The sequence below is a fragment of the Burkholderia sp. AU33803 genome (genome assembly GCF_002223095.1).
Classification (GTDB): domain Bacteria; phylum Pseudomonadota; class Gammaproteobacteria; order Burkholderiales; family Burkholderiaceae; genus Burkholderia.
The window spans coordinates 741,183-762,422 of the sequence record NZ_NKFJ01000004.1 but is presented as its reverse complement, the minus strand read 5'-3'; the positions used below and the strand labels follow the sequence as shown (position 1 = coordinate 762,422).

The following is a 21,240-nucleotide window of genomic DNA, read 5'->3' as shown; positions in this document are numbered from 1 at the left end:
GGCTCACTTCCCGACCGGGCGAAGCGGGTTTTCGCTCGGAATGTCGCCCGCCGGCATCTGCAGCGTCGGGGGCGGGGCCGCCGGTGCGGCGGCGGGTGCATTGACGGCCGGGGCAGCCTGCTCGGCCGGCGCGGGCGACGCAACCGGCGTCACGGTGGTGCCCGGCGCGGGCGCGACTTCGTTGCCCGCGGGCGGCGGCTCCGCCGCGGCTGCCCCGCCGCTCCCGCCGGCCGGTGCCGGCAATGCCGCTTGCGGCCTCGAGAACCGCCCGCCGTAAGGTTCGGGGGGCGGCGTCGTACGCGGTGCGGCCGGCATCTGTCCGAACGCGCCGCTCTCGGGCGACGGCTGCGCGCGGATCGCGGCAGCCTCCAGGGGGGTCGGCGCCCTGCCGCCCGACGTCCCGCCCCCCACGCTGCCCGGAACGACCCTCGCCGTCGGCGCGGCGGGCGCCTCCGCGTTCTGCGCCTCCGCGTTCAGCGCAACCGGATCGAGTCGCAGCTGGTCGGCGTGCACGTTGACGTCGGTGCCCGACCATACTTCCTGGGTGTCCGCATCCGCCGCCACTTGCGGCCGGACGATATGCGGCGTGATCTGCAGCACGATCTCGGTCTTCTTGTGATCGCCGCCGTGATCGGAGAACAGGCGACCGAGCACCGGCAACTGCCCGAGACCCGGCACCTTGTTCGCGTTGCGGCGATCCTCGTCCGAAATCAGGCCGCCCATGATCTGCGTTTCGCCGTCGCGCAGCCGCAGGCTGGTCGACGCACTGCGCGTACCGATCTGGTAGGCGAGCGAACTCAGCCCCTGCGAGTTGCCGCTCGAGATCGTGTTGGTGATGTTGCTGACCTCGAGATTCAGCTTGATTCCGACGTCGCCGTCGCGATAGACCTGCGGCTCGACCTCGAGCTTGATGCCCACGTCGAGGTACTGGATCATCTGCGTAAACGACGGGCCGCTGGTGCTCGGCGTGCTCGAGCTCGAGATCACCGGGACCTTGTCGCCGATCATGATGCGCGCCTTCTCCTTGTTGCGCGCACGGATGCGCGGGCTCGCGAGCAGGTTCGCGTCGGTATCGGTCAGCTTGAAGTCCGCGGTGGCCGACAGGCTGCTGACGTTCAGCGCATTGATCGGCAGATGGTGCAGCACGCCCCAGGTATCGGCCGAGCTCGGCGTCGACACCGTAAACGAGCTGGGCCAGTTGATGCCCAACTGAGACATCCGGTCGTGCGACACCTCCAGTACCTCGACCTCGAGCATCACTTCCGGCTCCGGCAAGTCCTGGGCGGCGATCATCTCCTCAGCGACCTTGATCATGTCGGGCGTGCCGCGGATCGTCACCGTGTTCGAGCGCTCGTCGATCACCGCTTCCTTCACCTTCAACAGGCTCTTCAGCAGCGACTGCACCTGCTTCGCGTCGACGTTCGACAACTGGAACGTCCGCACCTTGAGCTCCTGGTACTCGAGCTCCTTGGCCGGTGTCGCCGGGTAGATGAACAGCGTGTTCGCGTTCATCTGCTTCTTGTCGAGCTGGTTCTGCAACAGGATCATGTCGACCGTGTCCTGCAGCGACGCGTTCTGCACGAAGATCGTCGTCTTCAGATCGGCGCGCACGTCGCGATCGAAAATGACGTTCAGCCCGGATGTCCGCGACAAGGCCTCGAACACCATCCGCACGTTCGCGTCGCGGAACTGCAGCGACACCGGCGTGCGCATGATCGACGACGCCGCGAGCTTGTCGTCGCGCTCCGCGTGTTGCTGGCGGCGCTTCTCGCTCAGCTCCGCCTGCATGCTTGCCGCCATCGCATTGGCCGGATCCTCGACCAGCACGCGATGCACGCGCTCGGCCGCCTGCGCGTACGAACCGCGCTTCATCATGCGGTCCGCTTCCTGCAGAATCGCGAGATGCTTGCGGTCCTGGTCGATCATCGTGCCGATCCGGCGCGCGCGCTCGCTGGTCGGATCGAGTTGCATCGCCATGTAGACGGAGCGTGCCGCGTCGTCGAACTCGTTCTTCTGGCGAAACGCGTCCGCGTTGTCGAGCAGATCGTCGACGGCCTCCTTGCGGTCGTGCATTGCGTCGATCTTCACCTGTGCATTGGTCGGATCGTCGTGAAGGTTCGGCACATGCGCACATCCGCCGCATGCGAGCAGCGCCACGGCGATCGCCAGCGCGCGTTTCGTCGCGCACCGGCTGGTCGGCAGTGCCAAGCGCGCAGCGGCCCGGGGGGCGGAGCCAAGACATGTCGACCGGCCGTCGTCCCCATCGCGACGCGCATCCCGTGTACGTATGGTTTTCATTTACTTTCCTTCCACTGGAATGAGCACCGTCTGGACCTGGTTCAGCGGCAGATAGGTGAGCACCACGTTCGACGCGGACACCGACTCCACCCGATACTGGCCGCCGATCACGTCACCCGGCGAAACAATCAGCAACTGATCTCCGTTGCCGAGGAACACCTGCGGCTTCGCCGACTTGGCATCCTGCTGGCCGAGATAGACGAACGGCACCGGCGGCGCGGTCGGCGGCGCCGGACGCGTCTCGGGCGGCGGCGGCACGACGGGCGGCGGCGGCAGCCATGACGACGCCGTGAACGGATCGTGTGCGGCTTCGACGGACACGGGCGCACGCAATGCGGCGAGCTGCTCGCGCGGGGTCGCCGCCGCTGCATGCGACGCGGGCGCGGGCGCCGCGGCATGAGAGGCCGGCGCGACGCGCGCACGGGCCGGCGCGGGCACCGCCCGCACCCCGTCGTGACGCACCACGATGCTTGCGGCAGCCGGCGCCGGCTGCTGCATCGCCGCCACCAGCACGCGATATCCGGCACCGGCGACGACGAGGCAAGCCAGCGCGAGTGCGAGCCGATGGCGCGAAGCGGGCTTCATGGCGGCGGAGATCATGGCTGGGCGCTCCGGTAGACGAGCTCGAAACGCACCCGCGCGTCGAGAATGCTGCTGCCCACTGCCGGACGCTCGACGTGGATCTCCTGCAGCGCCGCGTTCGGCACGTTGTTCAGCACCGATGCAAGAAAATGCCGGATCGCGCCGTACTGGTCCTTCACGGGCAGCAGCACCTGGTAGCGCGCGAAGCGCCCGCCCGACTCGGTCGTCATCTGGTACTCGGCCGACCCGAGTGTCAGGTGACTGTCGCGCGCCTGCTCGAAGATCGACGCGATGTCTTCCGCGCTTTGCGAAGAAGCCGGAAAGAGCGCGGGCAGCGCGTCGAGCGGGGTCGCGTCCGCCGCCGTGCCGCGCACATCCACGCGACGATGGCCGGGTGCGGCGCGCACCACACTGGCCGGCGCAAGCATCGCGCGCGTGTCGGACTCGACACCCGCGATCGCCGCGTACGTGATGGCGGCCGCGCCGAGCATCAGCACGCCGGCGAGCCCCGGCAGACCGAAGGCGCGTCGCCACTCGAAGCGAAGCGTGAGCAGGCGGTCCGCGAAACGATCGGCTTTCATGATTTCCTCCAGACGGCCGTGATCTGGAAACGCACCGGCTTGCCCGCCACGTTCTCCTCGACGAGATGACCGTTGAGCGTCGCCTCGCGCAGCACGACGCTCGTCTGCAAGTACTTCAGGTACGCGATCATCGCGTCCGGGTCCTTCGCTTCGGCCGTGATGCGAATCTGGCCTTGCGCCGGGTTCTGGTCGATGCCGATGAGCGCGACGTCATGGCCCGGATAGTCCTCGACGATCGAGAAGAGCGTCTGCCACGGCACGGTCAGCTCGCGCAGCACGGCCTGGCTCTGCTTTTCCGCAAGCCGGGCAGCCGCGGTCGGCGGCGGCTTCGCGACGTGTTGCTGCGCGAGCAGGCGATGCTGGACGACCGTCAGGCTCTCCCTGATGCGATCGTTTTCCGCGTACGTGTGCCAGAGCCGGACGGCGCACGCGCTCCACAGCAACGCGGCGACACCGAGGAGGATCACTCCGCCGGCGCCGATGCGCGCGCGGCGCCGGCAAAAATCGATGTCGAGCGTGCGGATCATGGCGCGTACTCCAGCAATCGGCGCGCGGGCGAACCGTCGTGCGCCGCGCGGCCCGGCAGCGCGAACGCGGCGCAACGCGCGCCGAACGGCGTTACGTCCAGGTCGGTGCCGAACAGATAGACCTTGCAGGCGTCGAGCTTCAGGCCCGTGCGCAGCGCCGAGCGCTCGAACAGCTGCTCGGCGAGCTCGGCGAGCCGCGACGCGTCGCCGGACTCGCCCGGAAAGAGGCGCTGCGTGTCGTACGCGGCCCACTCGCCGTGCTCGATCATGACCGCTTGCAGCAGCGCCTCGTCGACGACGAGCAGCATCGCATCGCCGTCCGGCTTCACCGCGAACCGGTCGAGCGTCTCCGGAAGGGCCGCGCGCAGGCCGCGGATCGGCACGTCGCCGGACGCACCGGCACCGAGGATGCCGTCGTACAGCGTACGCGGCAGCGCGCTGGCAAAGAGCACCCTGCCACCGCGCCGCACGTCGAAGCGCGCAACCAGCGACTCCGCGGCAACGCCGTACGTGTCGGAGAAATGCGCGAGCGCGATTTCCTCCAGCTCGCGGGCGTGCAGCGCGCGGAAGTCTCCGCGCAGGATCGCATGACAACACCAGAAATCGTCGAGCACGACATGCGCGCCGCGCACCAGCGCCCGCTTCGCGCCGGCATCGGCATCGTGCATCGCGGCCAGCGCGGCGCGCAGCGCATCGAGCAGCCCCGCCTCGCTGCCGAACTGCTCATCGGGAATGGCGACGCTGAGCGGATCGGCGACGAACCCGCGCCGGTGCGGCCGCCACAGTGCGCGCGTGCGGATGCCGACGGCGATCTCGCGCGTCCCGACACCGACGGCAAGACGATCATTCGACCATGGTGACACGATTGATCTCCTCGAGCGTCGTTTCGCCGCGCCTGACCAGGTCGAGCGCCGACGCCCGCAACGTCGTCATCCCGTAGCGCAGCGCCGCGGCCTTGATGTGCCCGAGCGGCGCGCGCTCGGACAGCAGTTGCCGCAGTTCGTCGTTCATGCGCAGCGCCTCCGCGATCGCCCGCCGGCCGCGATAGCCGCTGCCGCGGCACATCGCGCACCCGGTGCCGCGTCGAAACAGGTAGCTGCCGGCCGTATCCGGGTCGATGCCCGAACGGGCGAGCGCATCGGCGTCCACCGTGTCCTCGTCGAGGCAGTCCGTGCAGCACTGGCGCAGCAGCCGCTGCGCGATGACGCCGTTCAGCGCCGATACGAAGCTGTACGGATCGACCTCCATGTTCGTGAACCGGCCGATCACGTCGAACACGTTGTTCGCGTGCACGGTGGTGAACACCTGGTGGCCGGTCAGCGCCGCCTGCACGGCGATCTGCGCGGTTTCGGGATCGCGGATCTCGCCGACCATGATCTTGTCCGGGTCGTGCCGCAGGATCGACCGCAAGCCGCGCGCGAACGTCAGGCCCTTCGCCTCGTTGACCGGAATCTGCAGGATCTCGCCCAGCTGGTACTCGACCGGATCCTCGATCGTGACGATCTTCTCGAGCCCGTTGTTGATTTCGGTGAGGATCGCGTAAAGCGTCGTGGTCTTGCCGCTGCCGGTCGGCCCCGTGACGAGCAGCATGCCGTACGGCATCGACGCGACCGACCGCATGAAGCGCGTGTCGGCCGGCTGGAACCCCAGCGCCTCGAGCGTCAGGCCGCCGGACGCCTGGGAGAGCTGATAGCGGTCGAGAATCCGCAACACGGCATCCTCGCCGAACTGGTTCGGCATGATCGACACGCGAAAATCGATTTCGCGTCCCGCGTACATCGCCTTGAAGCGCCCGTCCTGCGGGATGCGGCGCTCCGCGATGTCGAGTTCGGAAATCACCTTCACGCGCGACAGCACCTGATCCGCGACGTCGCGGCCCTCCACCCGCCCCACCACCGTGAGCACGCCGTCGACGCGGCACTTGATCATCAAGCCGGCCGCCCTGCATTCGAGGTGGATGTCGCTCGCCAGCATCTTGAGCGCATCGTAGATCGTCGAATTGAGCAGGCGCACCACCGGGCTGTCGTCGCTGCTGATGCCCTGCAGCGTCAACGCGAGCGACGCCGGATCGGGCGCGCACTGGATCGGGTCGTCGAACGCGAGCGAATCCATCGCGCGGATGTCCTTCTCGCGCACCGCCAGATACGCGCTCAGGTCGCCCGCGCTCGCGAGCGCCCATCGGTACGGCAGCGTCGGGTGCGCGCGCATCCGGTGTTCGACCCAGCCGCGCGTGCGGGCATCGAGCGGATCGGCGACAGCGAACAGCAGCGCGCCGCTGTCGGGATCGCGCAGGCACACGCAGAGACGTGCCATCGCCTCGACGAACGGCACGCGTTCGAAATCCGGCTCCAGGCGGTTCAGCTCGCGTATGCCGATCGGCTTCATCCTGAACTGCGTGGCGAGCCGCTCGCGGATTTCGTCCGCGCCGAGCGCCGTGTGCGCCGTCAATGCCTCGAGCGCGCGAATGCCGGACCCGTGGCGTTCGCCGAGCGTGCGAAGCAAGTCGCGCAGGTCGCCCCGGCCGGCATCCGCGTCGGGATCGGGATCGACGGGAGAAGTGACGGTGTCCATGCGAGTCTCCGGGGCGGCCTACTGAATGCTCGACGCGATCTCGAAGATCGGCATGTACATCAACACGACGATGCCGCCGATCACCACGCCGATCACGATCATCATCGCGGGTTCGATCAGTCGCGAGATCAGGTCGATCGTGCGCGAAACCTGCGCTTCCTGGAATGCGGCGATCCGGTCGAGGACGGGCCCGAGCGCGCCGGTCTTTTCGGCCACCGTCAGCAGGCGATAGCCGATCGCGTCCGCGAGGCCGGCCTGCTGGAACGCATCGGACATCTTCGCGCCGTTGCGGATCTGCTGGAGCGCGGCGGCGAGCGCGGCCTGATCGGCACGGCCGACCAGGCCGCGCGCGAGGTCGAACGCGCGAATCGCGGGAATGCCGCCGTCGACCAGCATCGCGGTCGTGCGATAGAACTGCGACTGGCGGAACACGCGGAAGTGTTGCCCGATGCCGGGCAGCGCCAGCAGGCGATCGGCGAGCCAGATCCGCAGGGCCGGCCGCCGCAGCGCGAGCCCGGCGGCGACCGCCAGCACGGCCAGGCCAACGGCCAGCCCGGTGCCATGCGCGTGCACCATGCCGCCCCACGCCATCAGCAGCCGGGACATCAGCGGCAGTTCGCGCCCGCTGTGTTCGAGGAGCGTGGCGAACCGCGGCACCACGAAGCCGAGCAGGAACAGCACGACGGCCGCGCCGACGAACAGCAGCACCGTCGGGTAGATCGCCGCCGACACGACGCGTGCGCGCAGCTCACGCAGCGTCGCGCTGTTGACCGAATAACGCGTGAGGCTGTCGGCCAGTCCGCCGGTCTGCTCGCTCGCCTTCACGCACGCCACCAGCACCGGCGGAAAGATCGGGCTCGCGTGCTCGAGCGCCATCGACAGCGCCTGCCCTTCCTCGAGATGCCGCAACAGGTCGTGATACACCTGGACGGACGCTTCGCGCCGGGTGCTGCCGCCGAGCGTGCGCAGTGCGTCGACGAGGCCGACGCCCGCATCGAGCAGCGCCGCCAGCTCGCGCGCGAACATGTCGACGTCGAAGCGCGCGCGCGGCATCCCGAACCGGTTCGTGCCGCGCCGCTGCCGCGCGGCGTCCGCGCTGACCGACACGACGCGCAGGCCGCGCGCGCGAGCGAGCGATGCGGCGTTCGCCGGCGAATCGCTGTCGATCCGCAGCGTCTGCACCGACCCACTCGTATCGAATACCCGCAGCACGAATTTCACGTCGACTCTCCTTGCGGTTGCTCACGCCGCGCACCCTGACCGCGCCGCTACCACGACGAGATCGTCACGTTCTCGCCGGTCCCGCCCCCGCGTCCGTCCTTGCCGAGCGAAAACAGGTCGTAGTCGCCGTGTTCGCCCGGTGAACGATACTGATAGGGCCGATCCCACGGATCCACCGGGACGGCCTTCTGCAGATAGGGGCCGCTCCACCGCGATGCGCTTTGCGGCTTGTTCACGAGCGCGTCGAGCCCTTCCTCGGTGGTCGGATACGAACCGACGTCGAGCCGGTACTGATCCAGTGCCTGGCCGAGCGACACGATCTGCGCGCGCGCGACCTTCACGTTCGACTTGCCGACCTGTTCGAAATACCGTGGCGCGACGAGCCCCGCCAGCAACCCGATGATGACCATCACGACGAGCAGTTCGAGCAACGTGAAGCCGCGGCTCGCGCGTGCGCGGCACACGCTTCGTTCGTCGCGCGGCCGCCGGTCCGGCCCGCCGGCCGGTATCGAGGACGATCCATGGCTCACGGCTTTCCTCCCTGTATCAACCCGCGGCGTCGGCGCCGCGGATGCCGTTGATTGCATTCTTGTTCACGCGGGTACGCGCCAGAAGTAGGGAGTGCCGTCCATCCCCATGGGTAGATCCCCCCCAGTTGGGCGATGCGTCAATGGAGGGAATTCACACACGGTCGTCGTCGTTCAGCGCGAGCACGCCGATGTCGATCGCGAAATGAACCAGGCCGGTCAGGTTGGCGATGCCGAGCTTGCGCATCAGATTGGCGCGGTGCTTGTCCACGGTTTTCGGACTGACCTTGAGGCACTCGCCGACCTGCCGGCTCGTGTGCCCCTCGACGACGAGGCGCAACACGGTGCGCTCGCGATTGGTCAGCGCGCTCCACAAGCGCGCCTTGTGCGCGTTCGCGTCGCGCAACCCATGCAGGCCGACGCGGGCGCGATAGGCGTCGAGGCTGACCACGCACTTGCCCTGCATCACGAAGCGCATCTCGCGCACCAGGTCGGCGAACGGCGAGTCCTTGAGCACGTAGCCGTCCGCACCCGCGGCGAACGCGTCGCTCACGTCGTCTTCGCCGTGATGAACCGTGAGGACGATGATCCGCGCATGCGGCACGTTGCGCTTGATCGACGCGATTGCCTCGAAGCCGCTGCCGCCCGGCATCGACAGATCCATCAGGACCAGGTCGGGCCGGGTCTTCTCGGCGAGATGACACGCCTCGACCCCGCCGCTCGCCGCGCCGACGATGCAGTAGTCGGCCAGCTCGGAAACCAGATGACTCAGGCCGACGCGCAACAGATGCTGGTCCTCGACGATCAGCACACGATGCTTGTTGTCCAATTTCGACGCTCCCTCGCAGAAACGTGGCACCCACGGCCCGCTGTCGGCGGGAACGGGCACTAGTTGGACGCGACGACGTCGCGATAGGCAGCGAGCAGCTCGGTGGGCGTCGCGAAACCGTCGATCCTCAGCCATGGCTGGCCCGGCGCGGCCCGCACGAACGTCACCGGCGTGTGGTTCATCTTGTCGCCGCGAAAGACGTTGAACGCGCGCTGCGCGGCCACGCTCGCCTCGACGGTCCCCGTGTAATGCTGCCATTCGGGACCGGCATCGAAGCGGGCCGCGTAAGCCCTGAGCCGCTCCGGCGTGTCGGCCTCCGGATCGATCGAGATCGACATGATGTGGACCTTGTCGCGGTCGGCGCCGAGTTCGCCCTGCAATTGCTCGAGCGTCTGGCTGATCATCGGGCAGATGGTCGTGCAGCTGGTGTAGATGAACGTCAGGATCACCGGCCGGCCGTCGTCGAGCTCCTTGGCCAGCAAGACGGTCCGACCGTCGTCTCGCACGAGCTGAACCGTCGGCGCCGCATACTGGACCATCGTGTGCACGGTCCCCGGCATCATCGCGTGATGCATGTGCATGCCCGCGGCTTCCGTCGCGCCGTCGGTCATGCCGGCCTTGTCGACCGCGTTACCGGCAGGCGCGGCCGGTACAGGCTGCGCGGGGGCGTCGGTCGCGGGCGCCATCGCGGGTCCTGCGGTGGGCGCTGCGGGCGCCGCGGCAGGGTCACTCGCCGGCTCCATCGCGTGCTCCATCGGGTGCTCCGGCGCGGGCATCGCCGCGCCGCCGGCGGCATTCCCGTCGGTGCCGTCCGCTGCGTTTCCGGCAGCGTGTTCGACACCGTTCTGCATGTCCTTGTCCATCGAACTGTCGACGGCTTCCGGCGCCGGGTTTTCCGTGACGCTCCCGGCCGCCGCCGCGCTTTCGACCGCCGCCGCGCCGGCGTTCTCCATCGCGCCGCCGTCGGACGCGCACCACGCGGGCGCTGCGGCGAGGGCAATGCCCGCCACCACGCATGCGCCCATTGTCGATCTGGCGATCCTGTTCATACCGGCCTCCATGACACGAGCGAGGCAGCGGACAATTCCGTGCCCCGCCCATGCAGTGTCATGAATTTGCCGGAGAGCGTCATGGGATGACGCCCCCCAAAGGCCGGTAGGACATGCCCGCCCGGCACGATCCCGCAATGCGCGCGGCAGGCGTTTCCCTATGACGAACGCGCGCAATCCCCATGTTGCGGGCCGCCTCGGTCACGTCCTAGAATGGTCGAAACCTTACGTTTTCCTGAAGACGCGCCTCGGGAGCCACCATGACTGAACGCCAGCCCGAAGGACCAAGGATCCGGCTGCTCGATCTGATCGACGCGATGCGCAAGCTGCGCAGTGCGCTTCGTCACGACGATCGCCGCCGCGCCATCGTCACCGACGCACGGGGCGCGGCGCTCGCCATTCTCGCCGACGACGGCGCGTTCGTATCGGTCAATCGCAGCACCGCCGCGCTGTTCGGATACAGCGGCGCCGAACTCGTCGGCCGGCCGCTGCGCGACCTGGCGCCCGACGACGCCCACGTCGGGCTTGCGGACGCACTCTCCGCGAGCGCCGCGCTCGAGCATCATTCGTTCACGGCGATGCTCGGCGGGCGAAGCGGCCATCCCGCGCAATTCGTCATCTATCGGCAGGCACTGCCCGGCACCCGGCTGTGGCTGACGCTGTTCGAGGAATCGCCGATGCCCGAGCCCGCACGACGCGGCGACGCGGCCAACGATGCGGGCGTGCATGCGTGCCACACGTATCTGCTGATGGGCCAGCAGAAGGAGCGGCATCGGCTCGCCGCGGAATTGCACGACGGGCTCGGCCAGGCGCTGACGCTCATCAAGCTGATGAATGAGGACGCGCTCATGCGGCTTCGTCGCGGCGAGATCGCCGACGCGACGGCGCTGCTCGACGTCGCCGTGCTGCGGATTCGCGAAACGATCGGCGAAGTGCGCCAGATCTGCGGCGAACTGAAGCCGCCGATGCTCGACAGGCTCGGGCTGCCGGCCGCGCTCGCGTCGCTGTGCCACCGCATCGAGCGTGACGCGAGCCCGCTGTCGGTCGAGTTCAATTGCGACGTCGACGACGACGAGATTCCCGAGCATCTGAAAGCGGACATGTTCCGGGTCGCGCAGGAGGCGCTGCACAACGTCGTCAAGCATGCGCAGGCCACCGAAATCATGCTCGGCCTGCAACACGATGCCGGTGGGCTGCTGCTGACGATCGACGACAACGGCGTCGGCTACGAGCGCCATCCGCTTGCGACGGACGACGCACGCGCGGCGGGGCTCGGGCTGATCGGCATGCAGCACCGCATCGAGTCGCACGGCGGCACGTTCGGGATCCAGTCGTCCGCCACGACGGGCACGCGTGTCTCGGCAACCTGGCCGCTCTGATACCGGCGACGCTCAGCGCTTCGCGCCGCCAGCGGGATAGTCGTCCAGCCGCGCGACGGCGTCGGGCACCTGCACGTCGTCGTCGACCGGCCGGGCCGGCACGTCGGCCACATCCGTTTCCGCGCATTTCGCCGCGAGCGTGGTCAACAGACCCATGTTCATCGCGACGAGCACCAGTTCCGTCAGATTCGCGAGATGGAGCTTGTGCATCATGCTCGCCCGGTACTTCTCGATCGTCTTCGGGCTCAGGCTCAGGTACAGGCCGACCTGCCGGTTCGTGCGCCCTTCCGCGATCAGCTTCAACACGCTGCGTTCGCGCGCGGTCAGGATGTCCCACGCCTTTTTGGGCGCGGGCGTTTCGCGGCCGGTCACGAACGAGTCGACCATGTAGCCGTACACATCCGCGCTCAGGTGCCGCTTTCCCAGCATGACCATGCGCATCGCGAGCAGCAATTCGTCAAACGAAACGTCCTTGAGCACGTAGCCTTCGACGCCGGCACGCAGCGCCTCGCGCACGTACTCCTCGTTCTGGTGCACGGTGAGCACGACGATGCGGATCGTCGGTACACGCCGCTTGATCGTCGCACTCGCATCGATACCGTTCATCCCGCGCATCGACAGATCCATCAGGATCAGGTCCGGCGCGAGCGTCATGGCCAGGTGGCACGCTTCCTTGCCGTCGCGCGCTTCGCCGACGACTTCGTAGTCGCCTTGCGCGGAAAGCATCGACCGTAGCCCGTTTCGCAGAAGATCATGATCTTCCGCAATCATCACGCGACATTTTGTATTCACGGCTTCCCCCAAGTTTTCCGCGCTTGCACCACGTCGGATCTCGACGCCTCGTTTGCACGGTGCCGGATGTGTTCTTGTTGCCTTGCCCGGTCTGGCGACCTGTCTCGCGACCAACAGGTCACACCCGTGCTCCGTGCAAGGTTCGGGCCAGCGCGCCGCGCGCGAGCGTCCGCGACGGACATGCCCTCGCCGAAACGTGGCGCACGGGCCGGAATGTTTCAGGGCTGAATCGAATTGACTGTGTGCGTCCCATCAGTAGGACTACGGATGGCGGGACTACCCGATCGTTTCCGGCACGCAAGAAACAAATCATTCCGCAACGGCGCGCGCATTGAGCAGAAACCAACTGTTCCGCGTAAGAATCGTCAACTTCGCCCGCCGGCCCGATATTACCCGCGATTTCTTTTGTAACAGTTTTGCATCGCCGCGCGGCGTGTCGCTGGCGGCATCGAAGTGTAGGAGGTCGCCCCATTGCCGATCCGATGTACCCGCAACGACAATGCAGATGCAGGAGGCCAGAAAGATGCACAGCCGCCCTTCATCCGTATTGGGAACAGCGCTCGTTGCCGCATGCGCGGGATTCGGCTCGATGTGGTCATGCACCGCGCACGCGCAGATCTTCGGCACGGTGACGAGCAACGGCGCCATCGTCCTGACCAACGAGCCCGGCACGGCCAATCTGAAAGTGATCGTCGCCGCCGAAAGGCCGAGCGCAGCGGAAGCGAAGCGCGCCGCGCCGAAAGCGGCGATCGCGTCGTCGTTGGCGGACGTCATCGCCGAGGCAAGCCGGTCGTTCAATATTCCGCCCGAACTCCTTCGCGCGGTGATCGACGTCGAATCGGGATACAACCCGAAGGCAGTCTCGGACAAAGGCGCGCTCGGGCTCATGCAATTGATGCCGGAAACGGCGCGGCGCTTCGCCGGCGTCGACATGTTCGATCCGCGCGACAACGTGCTGACCGGCGCGCGGTATCTGCGCTTCCTGCTCGACCTGTTCAAGGAGAACGTCGAGCTCACGCTCGCTGCCTACAATGCCGGGGAGAACGCCGTGATTCGGGCAGGCTATCGCATTCCGTCGATGCCGCAGACGCGCGAGTACGTGCCGCGCGTCCTGGCGCGCTACAAACGGCTGCTCGCCGCGAGTTGAAACGCCGGCGTCGGCCGGCGCGACACCGGCCGGCGGGTCGAGTGGCGATCAGGGAAACGCCGGGATGGTCGGATCTTCGCCTTGCAGGTGCGCATCCGTGTGGTGAAGCTTGATCGCGTCTTCGATCTCGTGGACGCGGTCGGTCGGAACGTCGATCATCATCAGCAATTCACCGTGCTCGATGCCGTCCTCGAAGCGCTTCAGGCGCGTGCTCGGCACGTCGACGCCGATCATCGTCGACACCCATGCGCCGAAGGCCGCGCCGAACAGCGTGATCGCCACGACGACGCCGCCGCCGATCCGCAAACCATCGGGCGGGAACGCCAGCAGGAGCAGCCCGAGCAGCATGCCGGTCCCGAAGCCGACGGCGGTGCCGCGCGCGAGCGACGGCAGCAGGTCGCTGCGCTGCGCGAGCGTCGCCTCCGGCAACCCGTCGCGCATCACGGCGTGATTCGCGAGGCAATGGATATGTCGCCACTCGACTCGCAGCGACAGCAACTCGCCGACGACCGACTGCGCGCATTGCGTCGTCGGCAACAGGAAATAGACGCGTCTCATGGCTCCTCCTACGTCACCGCGCAATGCGGCGATACGCCCTTGAACCATTCTGGCTCGGCGCGCATCCGGCTTGTAGTGGTAATGCTCGCCAAACTGCATGGGTAGAACACGGTAGGCGCCGCCGCGCGCGCCTCAGAGCCGCCCGTAGCTGTGCAGCCCGGACAGGAACATGTTGACGCCGAGGAACGCGAAGGTCGTCACGAGCAGGCCCGTGAGCGCCCACCATGCGGCCACCGTGCCGCGCAGGCCCTTCATCAGGCGCATGTGCAGCCACGCCGCGTAGTTGAGCCACACGATCAGCGCCCAGGTTTCCTTCGGGTCCCAGCTCCAGTAGCCGCCCCATGCTTCCGCGGCCCACAGCGCGCCGAGGATCGTTGCGACCGTGAAGAACGCGAAACCGACCGTGATCGACTTGACCATCACGTCGTGAAGCACGTCGAGCGTCGGCAGGCGATCGGCGAGCACGCCGCGCTCCTTCATCAGGTACGCGACCGACACCATCGCCGACAGCGCGAAGCTGCCGTAGCCGATGAAGTTCGCCGGCACGTGGATCTTCATCCACCAGCTTTGCAGCGCCGGCACGAGCGGCTGGATCTGCTGCGCGTCGCGCGCGACCGAGTACCACATCAGGAAGCCCACGGCCGCGCTGATCACCAGCAGCACGAACGCGCCGAGCGCGCGCGTGCCGTAGTGGCCTTCGTAATACAGATAGAGCAGCGCGGTGATCAGGCTGAACAGCACGAACACTTCATACAGGTTCGATACCGGAATGTGCCCGACGTCCGCCCCGATCAGGTAGGACTCGTACCAGCGCACCATCAGGCCGGTGAAGCCCATCAGCACGGCGACCCACGTGAGCTTCTGGCCGATCGCGGCGCCCGACTCCGAGCGCGCGAGCAAGCCGATCCAGTAGAAGAGCGTCGCGAGCACGAACAGCGCGCTCATCCACAGGATCGCCGACTGGCTCGACAGGAAGTACTTGAGGAAGAACGCCGAATCGGCGCGCGCGAGATCGCCCTGGTAGATCTGGATCGACAGCAGCGCCAGCACGGCGATCGACGCCATCATCAGTCGCGCGGGCTTCCAGCGCCAGCCGAGCGCGATGAGCGCCGGCACGGTGCCGATCATCACCGCCTTGTCGTAGTCATCCATGTGCGCGTTGTAGTGCACGAGCGCATAGCCCGCGCCCACCACGAGCGCCAGTGCGAACAGCCAGTCGAGCAACGACAGGCGCGCGAGGAACGCACGGTCGTGATCCGGCTCGCGCGAGCGCATCGCGGCCGGCGCACGAAGTCGCCGCTGCAGCGACGCGGCGACGGACGCCATGCCGCCGCGTGGGGATTGAATGGCCTTCATGTGCTTCACCGGAATGGAACTGCCCGTTTTAAAAGAAGGTGCCCCGCCCCGGGGAAGACGAGACACCCAAATGGTCGCCGCCGTCGCCGTTCGTCTGTCCGCTGCGCGGCACCCGCCGCACGCGACGCCGATTCAGCGGCGCGTGTTCATTGCTCGGCCGCCGGGCTCGCCGGTGCGTCGGCTTCCAGCGGAAACGCCTCGACGTACGCCGCGACGGCGCGCATGTCCTGCTCGGTCATGTTCGCGCACACCGATTTCATGACAGCGCCGCGCGGCCGCGAATCGGTTTCCCGGAACACCCTCAGTTGCTTCAGCACGTAGTCCGCGTGCTGGCCGGCGAGCCGCGGGAACCGGCTCATGCCCTCGCCATGCTGCCCATGACACCCGACACACGCCGACACGCCCTTGTCGGGCAACCCCGACACAAAGATCGCCTTGCCCGCATCGAGCAGCGCGTGATCGTCGGACGCGCCGAGGACCGGCGGCTGGCCCGAAAAATAGTCGGCGATCTCGTCGATCTGCGCATCGGTGAGATGCGTGAATCCCCACATGTAGCGCTTCGCATTCGGATCGGCACGCGCGTGATGCTTGAAGTCGGTCAACTGGTCGACGAGGTATTCCTTGCGCTGTCCGGCGAGCTTCGGAAACATCGGCGACACCGACACGCCGGTCGCGCCGTGGCAGTTCGAGCACACCTGCAGCGCGATGGTCCTGCCCGATACGGCCGGATTATCGACTTCCCGCGACCGCTCCAGGTCGTGACAACCCGATGCCGCCAGCACCAGCGCGAGCCAAGCGAAATGGGTCACCTTGTTCATGTCAGCGCTCTCCCTGCCGTAACGTCCGTCGCCCGCCCGATGTCAGAACGAAGCGAGCCATAGATAGACGAACAACGTATCGTTGTCCCTCGCATTGCGCCCGTTGCCGTCGTAGTTGGTCGTCGCGCCGAGGTACTTGGTGAAGTGCGTGTACTGGATGCCGACGCGCACGTGTTGATCCGGCATCCAGAATATTTCCGGCGTCCAGCCCTGCGTATTCGGATGGAAGTTCGCACTCGCCGCGTAGGCCGCGCTGTCGGCCGTGCCCGTCGTATTGAAGAACGACAGGCTGACGCCGTACTTGGCCTGGAAGACGTACGACGCCTTGAGCCGCAGCGAATTCAGGTTCGCGGAGGTGTTGTCGCTCACGACGAAATTGTTCGGATCGTGAATGTTCTCCCGCACGTAGCGCGCCTGCGCGGTGATCGTGTGCGGCTCCAGCAGGTACTCGTATTGCGCGTCGAGACCATAGTCGCGAAAACGCGTGACGCCGGTCCCGAAAATCGGGAAATTGTTCGCGTCGTGCGGGTAGACGTCGACGCTGAAGCCGAACGCGCCGACCATCACGCTATGCGGCCCCCACTCGTGGGTCAGCGCGATGCGCGCATACGGGTTGTAGCCGCGCAGATAGACCTGCGGGTGATTCGGGTTCCCTTCGCTGTTCCCGTGGCTCAGGAACGACCAGATGCCGTCCGCGGTGCTGTAGGTGGTCAGCTCCGCGTACAGCAGGCTGTTCCAGTACAGGTAGGCGCCGGTGCCGACCGCCTGCGTCGCGAGCGCCCCGCTTTCGAGCAAGGGCAGGTTCTGGATCTTCGCCACCGGGCTGATGGTCGACGAGACGTACGGGTATCCCCATGCCGGTGCGGTGTTGAATACGTCCTGCACGGTCGGGTTGTTGTGCACCGTCAAGCCGACGATCAGGTCGTTCGCCGACGTCATGATCCGGTCGACGAAGCGGAAGTCGGTATTGTCCGACGTCCAGTGGCCTTTCCATCGCCCGTCGCCGTCCTGATGATCGTGGGCGATGTAGGTGAACTGCGCGAAGCCGCCGAGATGGTCGGTAATCTTCCCGGCGAGGAACACGCTCGCGAAGTCGAAGATCGGCAGGCCGTCCTTGGGGTTGATCGGCGCGCCGTTGGAGTCGCTGTTGTAGCGCGTCTTGCTCAGGTCGCCAATCGCCATCGCGGCCAGCGGAATCGTGCGTTCGCCGAACGTGTAGCCGTTCAGCTTGAACATGCGCCCGTACGGCGTGAGTTCCGGAAACTGTCCGCCGGCATGGCATGCGACGCAGCTCTGCCCGGTCTGGCGCGCGAAGATCGGCAACGCGTGCGCGACCGGCAATTGCAGCAACGCGAGCACCGCGAGCGCGGCCAGCCAGCCGCGACGTGCCCGGCGATGTCGAACACCATGGCCGGCCAGGAACGTTGTCATGACGGTTTCCCTCCCCGCATCGTATGCCGCGATGCTCCGGCGCGACATCGCCATGTCGCACGATGTCTTCAGTGTGCGATGCGTGCATCGAAACCGACATGGGGCGACTCCCTCCATACGCGGCCTGTTTCCTCCTCCATCCGAAGGCGCGCGACGGCTCAGGGAACGATCCAGTCTCCGTCGGCGGCGATCTTCGTGCGGTCCGGCCCGGCAAACCGGACGATGTAGCCGCCTTTCGACGCGAAGCGCTGCCCGGTCGCGAGCGTCAGGCGCGGGTAGTAGCCGGTCAGGATGCGGCGTTCGAGCATGTCCTGGATGCGCTCGACGAGATACTCGCGCACGAACGCGTCGACCATGTGGCTCAGCGTCTCGGCGAGCAGGCCGCACGCGAGATAGGTATCCGCCTGCACCTGCGGCGCGACCATCGGAATCTTCCGGATCGTGAACCAGCCGAACGCGTAGTCGACGCGCACGCGCCGCCCTTCGGGCAAGTCGAACGGATAGGCCACGCGCGTGACGGCGCGCCAGCTCGTCGGCAGCGGCGTGCTGTCGAGCCCGCCGAGCAGCCCCGACATGAACACGGTGTCCACCGTCGGCGGCACATGCTCGAGCGCCGCGAGATCGGGCGGCCTCAGCCACAGCACGAGCACATCGTTGCGCGACATCCCGCGCAACGCGCGCGCGACGCCGTCGTGCGGTGCGAGCGCATGATTCGACACCGCGATGCCGCGTGCCCTCAGCGCCGCGGCGAGCGCCTGAGCACCGCGCTCGCCGTTGTCGCCGGCGCGATAGACTTGCCTGACCGTCTTCACCGGCCGCGCGCCGACTTCGTCCAGCACGCGCTTCGCGATCAGGTCCGACTCGAGCAGCACGCCGCGCGAGAAGTACACCGAATAGAAATCGTGATCGGCTTCGACCGGCACCTCGACGTTCGGAAAGAGGCAGGGCACGGCCTGCGCCTCGCAGAAGTCGTGAACGGGCGCCCAGTTCCTGCCGCCGAGCCCCGACACCACGGCCAGCACCGGCTGTCGGGCGAGAAACTGCGTCAACTGCGCGCGCCACGTGTCCGGCGGACCGTTCAGTTCCCACACGTGCAGTTCCCAGCGGCGATTGACCATGAACATCATTTTTCGCGTGGAACGCAGCGGCGGCGTCGTGCCGAACGGAAACGCGTTCTTGTCCGCGAAGTAGTGCTGCAGGACGTCGAGCATGCCCGCCCGCTTCACCGGGTCCGCGTCCGGCGTGACGATCGTCGCGAAATGCAGCACCGTGTCCGTCACGCCCGACGGCGGGCGGCGATCGAGACGCTGCAGATAGCCGGTCAGCGCGGCCATGTCGGCGTCGCCGAGCGCATATTGCGGCATCAGTCTGCCGAGCGGCCGGCCCTCCGGGTCGATTCCGTCGCGCACGGCGCGCGCGAGCCGCTCTTCCGTGTACGGCTCGCGATCGGTGCGCATGCCCGGAACGTACGGGATGTCGAGATCCTCGGCGGTCTGCGCGCGCGGATGCACCAGGTAGCGCCACGTGATCGGCGGGATGGTGGTGTTGCCCTCCTTCGAGCCCAGCCCGCTGCGCCGATGGCAATTGACGCAGGCGGCAGCGGCGCCTTGCAGGCGCACGCCGTCCTGATGCACGGCTTCGAGCGGCGCACCGGAACCGAGGATGCCACGCTGGAAGAGGGCTTCTCCCGCATCCGCGGGCACGACGGGTGCCGCCGGCTCGCCGCCGATCGCGTGGCCCGCGCTTGCGCACAGCGCGGCCAGCACCACCCACCGCGCCAGCCGCCCGCGCGAGACCGGCGGCCACGCCGCCGCGAGGGCGCGCGCTCGCCCCCGGATGCCGTTCATGGCCGTGCCGTCGGCCGGGCCACGCCCGGCGGGGCCGCCGACACGCGTGCATCGATCGACGCCGCACGGCGTCCGCCCGGCGATACGGGCCGGCCGAAGAGCGCATCGTCGAGCGGCGGATTCAGCGACACCTTGTCGATGATCAGCGTGTCCTTGGTCGGCGCGGCTGCCGTTCCGCTCTCGATCCTGAGCGGGATTTGCAGGCCGTCGATGAGCTTGAAGTTGCCGTAGTTCACCTCCACCGTGAGCGGGCCGCTCGGCCCGCGCACCTGGCGGTCGGCCTTCACGTCCAGGAAGCTCCGCCCGTCGATCCACACATGCCGTACCGCGCCGGACGGCAACTTCACCGCCAGGCGGTATGCATCGTGTCCGCCGATCGGGTCGACGCCCTCCAGCGTCACGCCGATGCCCTTCGCATCGTGGTCGAACAGCGGGCCGTCGATCACCTGCTCGTCGCGCGCGGACAGCAGCTCGCCCGGCGTATACGGCCGCACGCCGGCGCTGCCGCTCGCGGCCTGTTTCCAGCCTTCGCGGCCATCGAACACGCGCACGGCCTTCTGGTTGAGCACGGTGATCTCGAAGCGCGTCTTGTTCGGGCGCTTCATCGCCAGGACGAACGGCATGTTGCGCACGGGCGCATTCGGGCTGTCCACATGGCCCGACCAGACCATCGTCTGGACCTTGCGCCACGCGTCGAGCCCGCCTCTCGCCGCGATGTTCTTCTCGACGATCTGGTCCACGCCGAGGCCCTGCCCCGGCAATTGCTCGCACCCGCACAAGGCCGCCATCGCGCAGCCGGCGAGCACCCACGATCCGATCCGTCCCATGGTGGTCACCTCGTCCGGGTCTCGGCCGGGTGACTCGGCGCCTTCGCGAAGGTGAGCGGCGGCTTGCCGAACATCCCGTCGTCGGCCGGCTCGTTGAGCGCGACATGCTCGATCGTGATCCGGTGCGCGCCCTTGACGCCGCTCACGACGGTCTCGAGCGTGTGCGGCATGACGAGGCCGTTCTCCTTCCGGTAGTCGCGATAGAACACGGCGACGCTGTGCGTCTTGCCGTCCAGCACGCGCGGCTCGCCGTCGATCTTCAGTTCGAGAAAGCTCGACGCGTCGACCCACAGGCGGCGCGTCGCGCCCTCCTTCGACGTCAGCTTCAGCACATACGCGCGATGCCCTTCCACCTGCTCCGTGCCGAGCGCCTGGATCGTGGTGCCCTTGGCCGCGTAGTCGATCAGCGGCCCGTCGAGTTCGGCCGATGACGCGGCGGACTTGAGTTGCGCCGGCGTATACGGCTCGACGTCGTTGCGCCCGAGGTACGGCCGGACCAGCCAGCCCTGCGAGCCGTCGTACACCTGCAGCGCCGTTTGCTGCTCGAACTGGATTTCGAGCCGGCTCTTGCGCGGGCGCTTCAACGTCAGCGTGAACGGCAGCCTGACGTTCTTCGTGCCGCCCGCATCGAGCTGCCCCGTCATCCTGATCGACGACACCGCCCGCCACGCCTGCAGCCCGCCACGGGCCGCCGCATTGCGCTCGGCGATCTGCGCCGCATCCATGTGCGACGCCGACGCCTCCTGCGCATTCCCCGCCGCCGAGGCCGCGGATGCGACCTGGCCGCAAGTCAACAAGCCGGCGGCACATGCCGCCGAAATCGACTTGAAAAGAAACCGGTTCATGACTGCTCTCCCCGCATGCAGGCCGCCCGTTGCCGATGCGCGGCGGCATGCGCAT

At 67.6% G+C, this 21,240-nt stretch carries 20 protein-coding genes; 2 read left to right on the top strand and 18 right to left on the bottom strand.

Annotation, left to right across the window (positions count from 1 at the left end):
• Positions 1 to 3: 3 nt before the first annotated feature.
• The 10 genes from CFB41_RS06020 to CFB41_RS38875 form a co-directional block, all read right to left on the bottom strand.
• Positions 4 to 2,208, bottom strand: a complete 2,205-nt coding sequence (locus tag CFB41_RS06020) for a secretin N-terminal domain-containing protein (RefSeq protein ID WP_373558615.1) — start codon at positions 2,206 to 2,208, stop codon at positions 4 to 6.
• A gap of 90 nt (positions 2,209 to 2,298) precedes the next feature.
• Complete coding sequence (locus CFB41_RS06015) at positions 2,299 to 2,898, bottom strand: hypothetical protein (RefSeq protein ID WP_089455887.1); 600 nt, start codon at positions 2,896 to 2,898, stop codon at positions 2,299 to 2,301.
• Positions 2,895 to 3,461 (bottom strand): hypothetical protein, encoded by a 567-nt coding sequence (locus tag CFB41_RS06010; protein ID WP_089439615.1) that lies wholly within the window; start codon positions 3,459 to 3,461, stop codon positions 2,895 to 2,897. The genes CFB41_RS06015 and CFB41_RS06010 overlap by 4 nt, the downstream gene beginning before the upstream one ends.
• A complete protein-coding gene (locus CFB41_RS06005) occupies positions 3,458 to 3,988 on the bottom strand; it encodes a hypothetical protein (protein ID WP_089455886.1) in 531 nt (176 codons plus the stop codon). The genes CFB41_RS06010 and CFB41_RS06005 overlap by 4 nt, the downstream gene beginning before the upstream one ends.
• Positions 3,985 to 4,851 carry a hypothetical protein gene (locus CFB41_RS06000; RefSeq protein WP_089455885.1) on the bottom strand — a complete coding sequence of 289 codons (867 nt, stop codon included), beginning with the start codon at positions 4,849 to 4,851 and terminating at the stop codon, positions 3,985 to 3,987. The genes CFB41_RS06005 and CFB41_RS06000 overlap by 4 nt, the downstream gene beginning before the upstream one ends.
• Positions 4,832 to 6,559: a GspE/PulE family protein gene (locus CFB41_RS05995; RefSeq protein WP_089455884.1), complete on the bottom strand. Its 1,728-nt coding sequence runs from the start codon at positions 6,557 to 6,559 to the stop codon at positions 4,832 to 4,834. Before CFB41_RS05995 ends, CFB41_RS06000 begins: the two co-directional genes overlap by 20 nt.
• A gap of 18 nt (positions 6,560 to 6,577) precedes the next feature.
• Positions 6,578 to 7,780: a type II secretion system F family protein gene (locus CFB41_RS05990; protein WP_089455883.1), complete on the bottom strand. Its 1,203-nt coding sequence runs from the start codon at positions 7,778 to 7,780 to the stop codon at positions 6,578 to 6,580.
• 47 nt (positions 7,781 to 7,827) lie between these two features.
• The gene (gspG, locus tag CFB41_RS05985) at positions 7,828 to 8,310 is read right to left on the bottom strand and encodes a type II secretion system major pseudopilin GspG (protein ID WP_089455882.1); all 483 of its coding nucleotides are present in this window, start codon (positions 8,308 to 8,310) and stop codon (positions 7,828 to 7,830) included.
• A 151-nt stretch (positions 8,311 to 8,461) separates the two neighbouring features.
• On the bottom strand, positions 8,462 to 9,136 hold the full coding sequence (locus CFB41_RS05980; RefSeq protein WP_089439609.1) for a response regulator transcription factor: 675 nt from the start codon (positions 9,134 to 9,136) through the stop codon (positions 8,462 to 8,464).
• 59 nt (positions 9,137 to 9,195) lie between these two features.
• Positions 9,196 to 9,822: an SCO family protein gene (locus tag CFB41_RS38875; RefSeq protein ID WP_373453229.1), complete on the bottom strand. Its 627-nt coding sequence runs from the start codon at positions 9,820 to 9,822 to the stop codon at positions 9,196 to 9,198.
• 623 nt (positions 9,823 to 10,445) lie between these two features.
• On the opposite strand from CFB41_RS38875, the gene CFB41_RS05970 reads away from it, so the two are divergent.
• Positions 10,446 to 11,564, top strand: a complete 1,119-nt coding sequence (locus CFB41_RS05970; RefSeq protein ID WP_089455881.1) for a PAS domain-containing sensor histidine kinase — start codon at positions 10,446 to 10,448, stop codon at positions 11,562 to 11,564.
• A 12-nt stretch (positions 11,565 to 11,576) separates the two neighbouring features.
• On the opposite strand, the gene CFB41_RS05965 is transcribed toward CFB41_RS05970, so the two are convergent.
• Positions 11,577 to 12,356 carry a response regulator transcription factor gene (locus tag CFB41_RS05965; protein WP_089456567.1) on the bottom strand — a complete coding sequence of 260 codons (780 nt, stop codon included), beginning with the start codon at positions 12,354 to 12,356 and terminating at the stop codon, positions 11,577 to 11,579.
• 523 nt (positions 12,357 to 12,879) lie between these two features.
• On the opposite strand from CFB41_RS05965, the gene CFB41_RS05960 reads away from it, so the two are divergent.
• A complete protein-coding gene (locus CFB41_RS05960; RefSeq protein WP_089439606.1) occupies positions 12,880 to 13,503 on the top strand; it encodes a lytic transglycosylase domain-containing protein in 624 nt (207 codons plus the stop codon).
• A 48-nt stretch (positions 13,504 to 13,551) separates the two neighbouring features.
• Here the strand turns inward: CFB41_RS05960 and CFB41_RS05955 are convergent, their stop codons facing one another.
• The 7 genes from CFB41_RS05955 to CFB41_RS05925 all read right to left on the bottom strand — a co-directional run bounded on the left by CFB41_RS05955 (position 13,552) and on the right by CFB41_RS05925 (position 21,185).
• Positions 13,552 to 14,061: a DUF1269 domain-containing protein gene (locus CFB41_RS05955; RefSeq protein ID WP_089455880.1), complete on the bottom strand. Its 510-nt coding sequence runs from the start codon at positions 14,059 to 14,061 to the stop codon at positions 13,552 to 13,554.
• A 132-nt stretch (positions 14,062 to 14,193) separates the two neighbouring features.
• Positions 14,194 to 15,336 (bottom strand): c-type cytochrome biogenesis protein CcsB, encoded by a 1,143-nt coding sequence (gene ccsB / locus CFB41_RS05950; protein ID WP_089456566.1) that lies wholly within the window; start codon positions 15,334 to 15,336, stop codon positions 14,194 to 14,196.
• A gap of 227 nt (positions 15,337 to 15,563) precedes the next feature.
• Positions 15,564 to 16,235, bottom strand: a complete 672-nt coding sequence (locus tag CFB41_RS05945; protein WP_089439604.1) for a cytochrome c — start codon at positions 16,233 to 16,235, stop codon at positions 15,564 to 15,566.
• A 42-nt stretch (positions 16,236 to 16,277) separates the two neighbouring features.
• A complete protein-coding gene (locus tag CFB41_RS05940; protein ID WP_089456565.1) occupies positions 16,278 to 17,666 on the bottom strand; it encodes a cytochrome C in 1,389 nt (462 codons plus the stop codon).
• Between the two features lie 158 nt (positions 17,667 to 17,824).
• Positions 17,825 to 19,513 carry a c-type cytochrome gene (locus CFB41_RS05935; RefSeq protein WP_089455879.1) on the bottom strand — a complete coding sequence of 563 codons (1,689 nt, stop codon included), beginning with the start codon at positions 19,511 to 19,513 and terminating at the stop codon, positions 17,825 to 17,827.
• Positions 19,510 to 20,340, bottom strand: a complete 831-nt coding sequence (locus CFB41_RS05930) for a hypothetical protein (protein WP_089455878.1) — start codon at positions 20,338 to 20,340, stop codon at positions 19,510 to 19,512. Before CFB41_RS05930 ends, CFB41_RS05935 begins: the two co-directional genes overlap by 4 nt.
• Before the next feature lie 5 nt (positions 20,341 to 20,345).
• A complete protein-coding gene (locus tag CFB41_RS05925; protein WP_089439601.1) occupies positions 20,346 to 21,185 on the bottom strand; it encodes an outer membrane lipoprotein-sorting protein in 840 nt (279 codons plus the stop codon).
• Between the last annotated feature and the right edge of the window lie 55 nt (positions 21,186 to 21,240).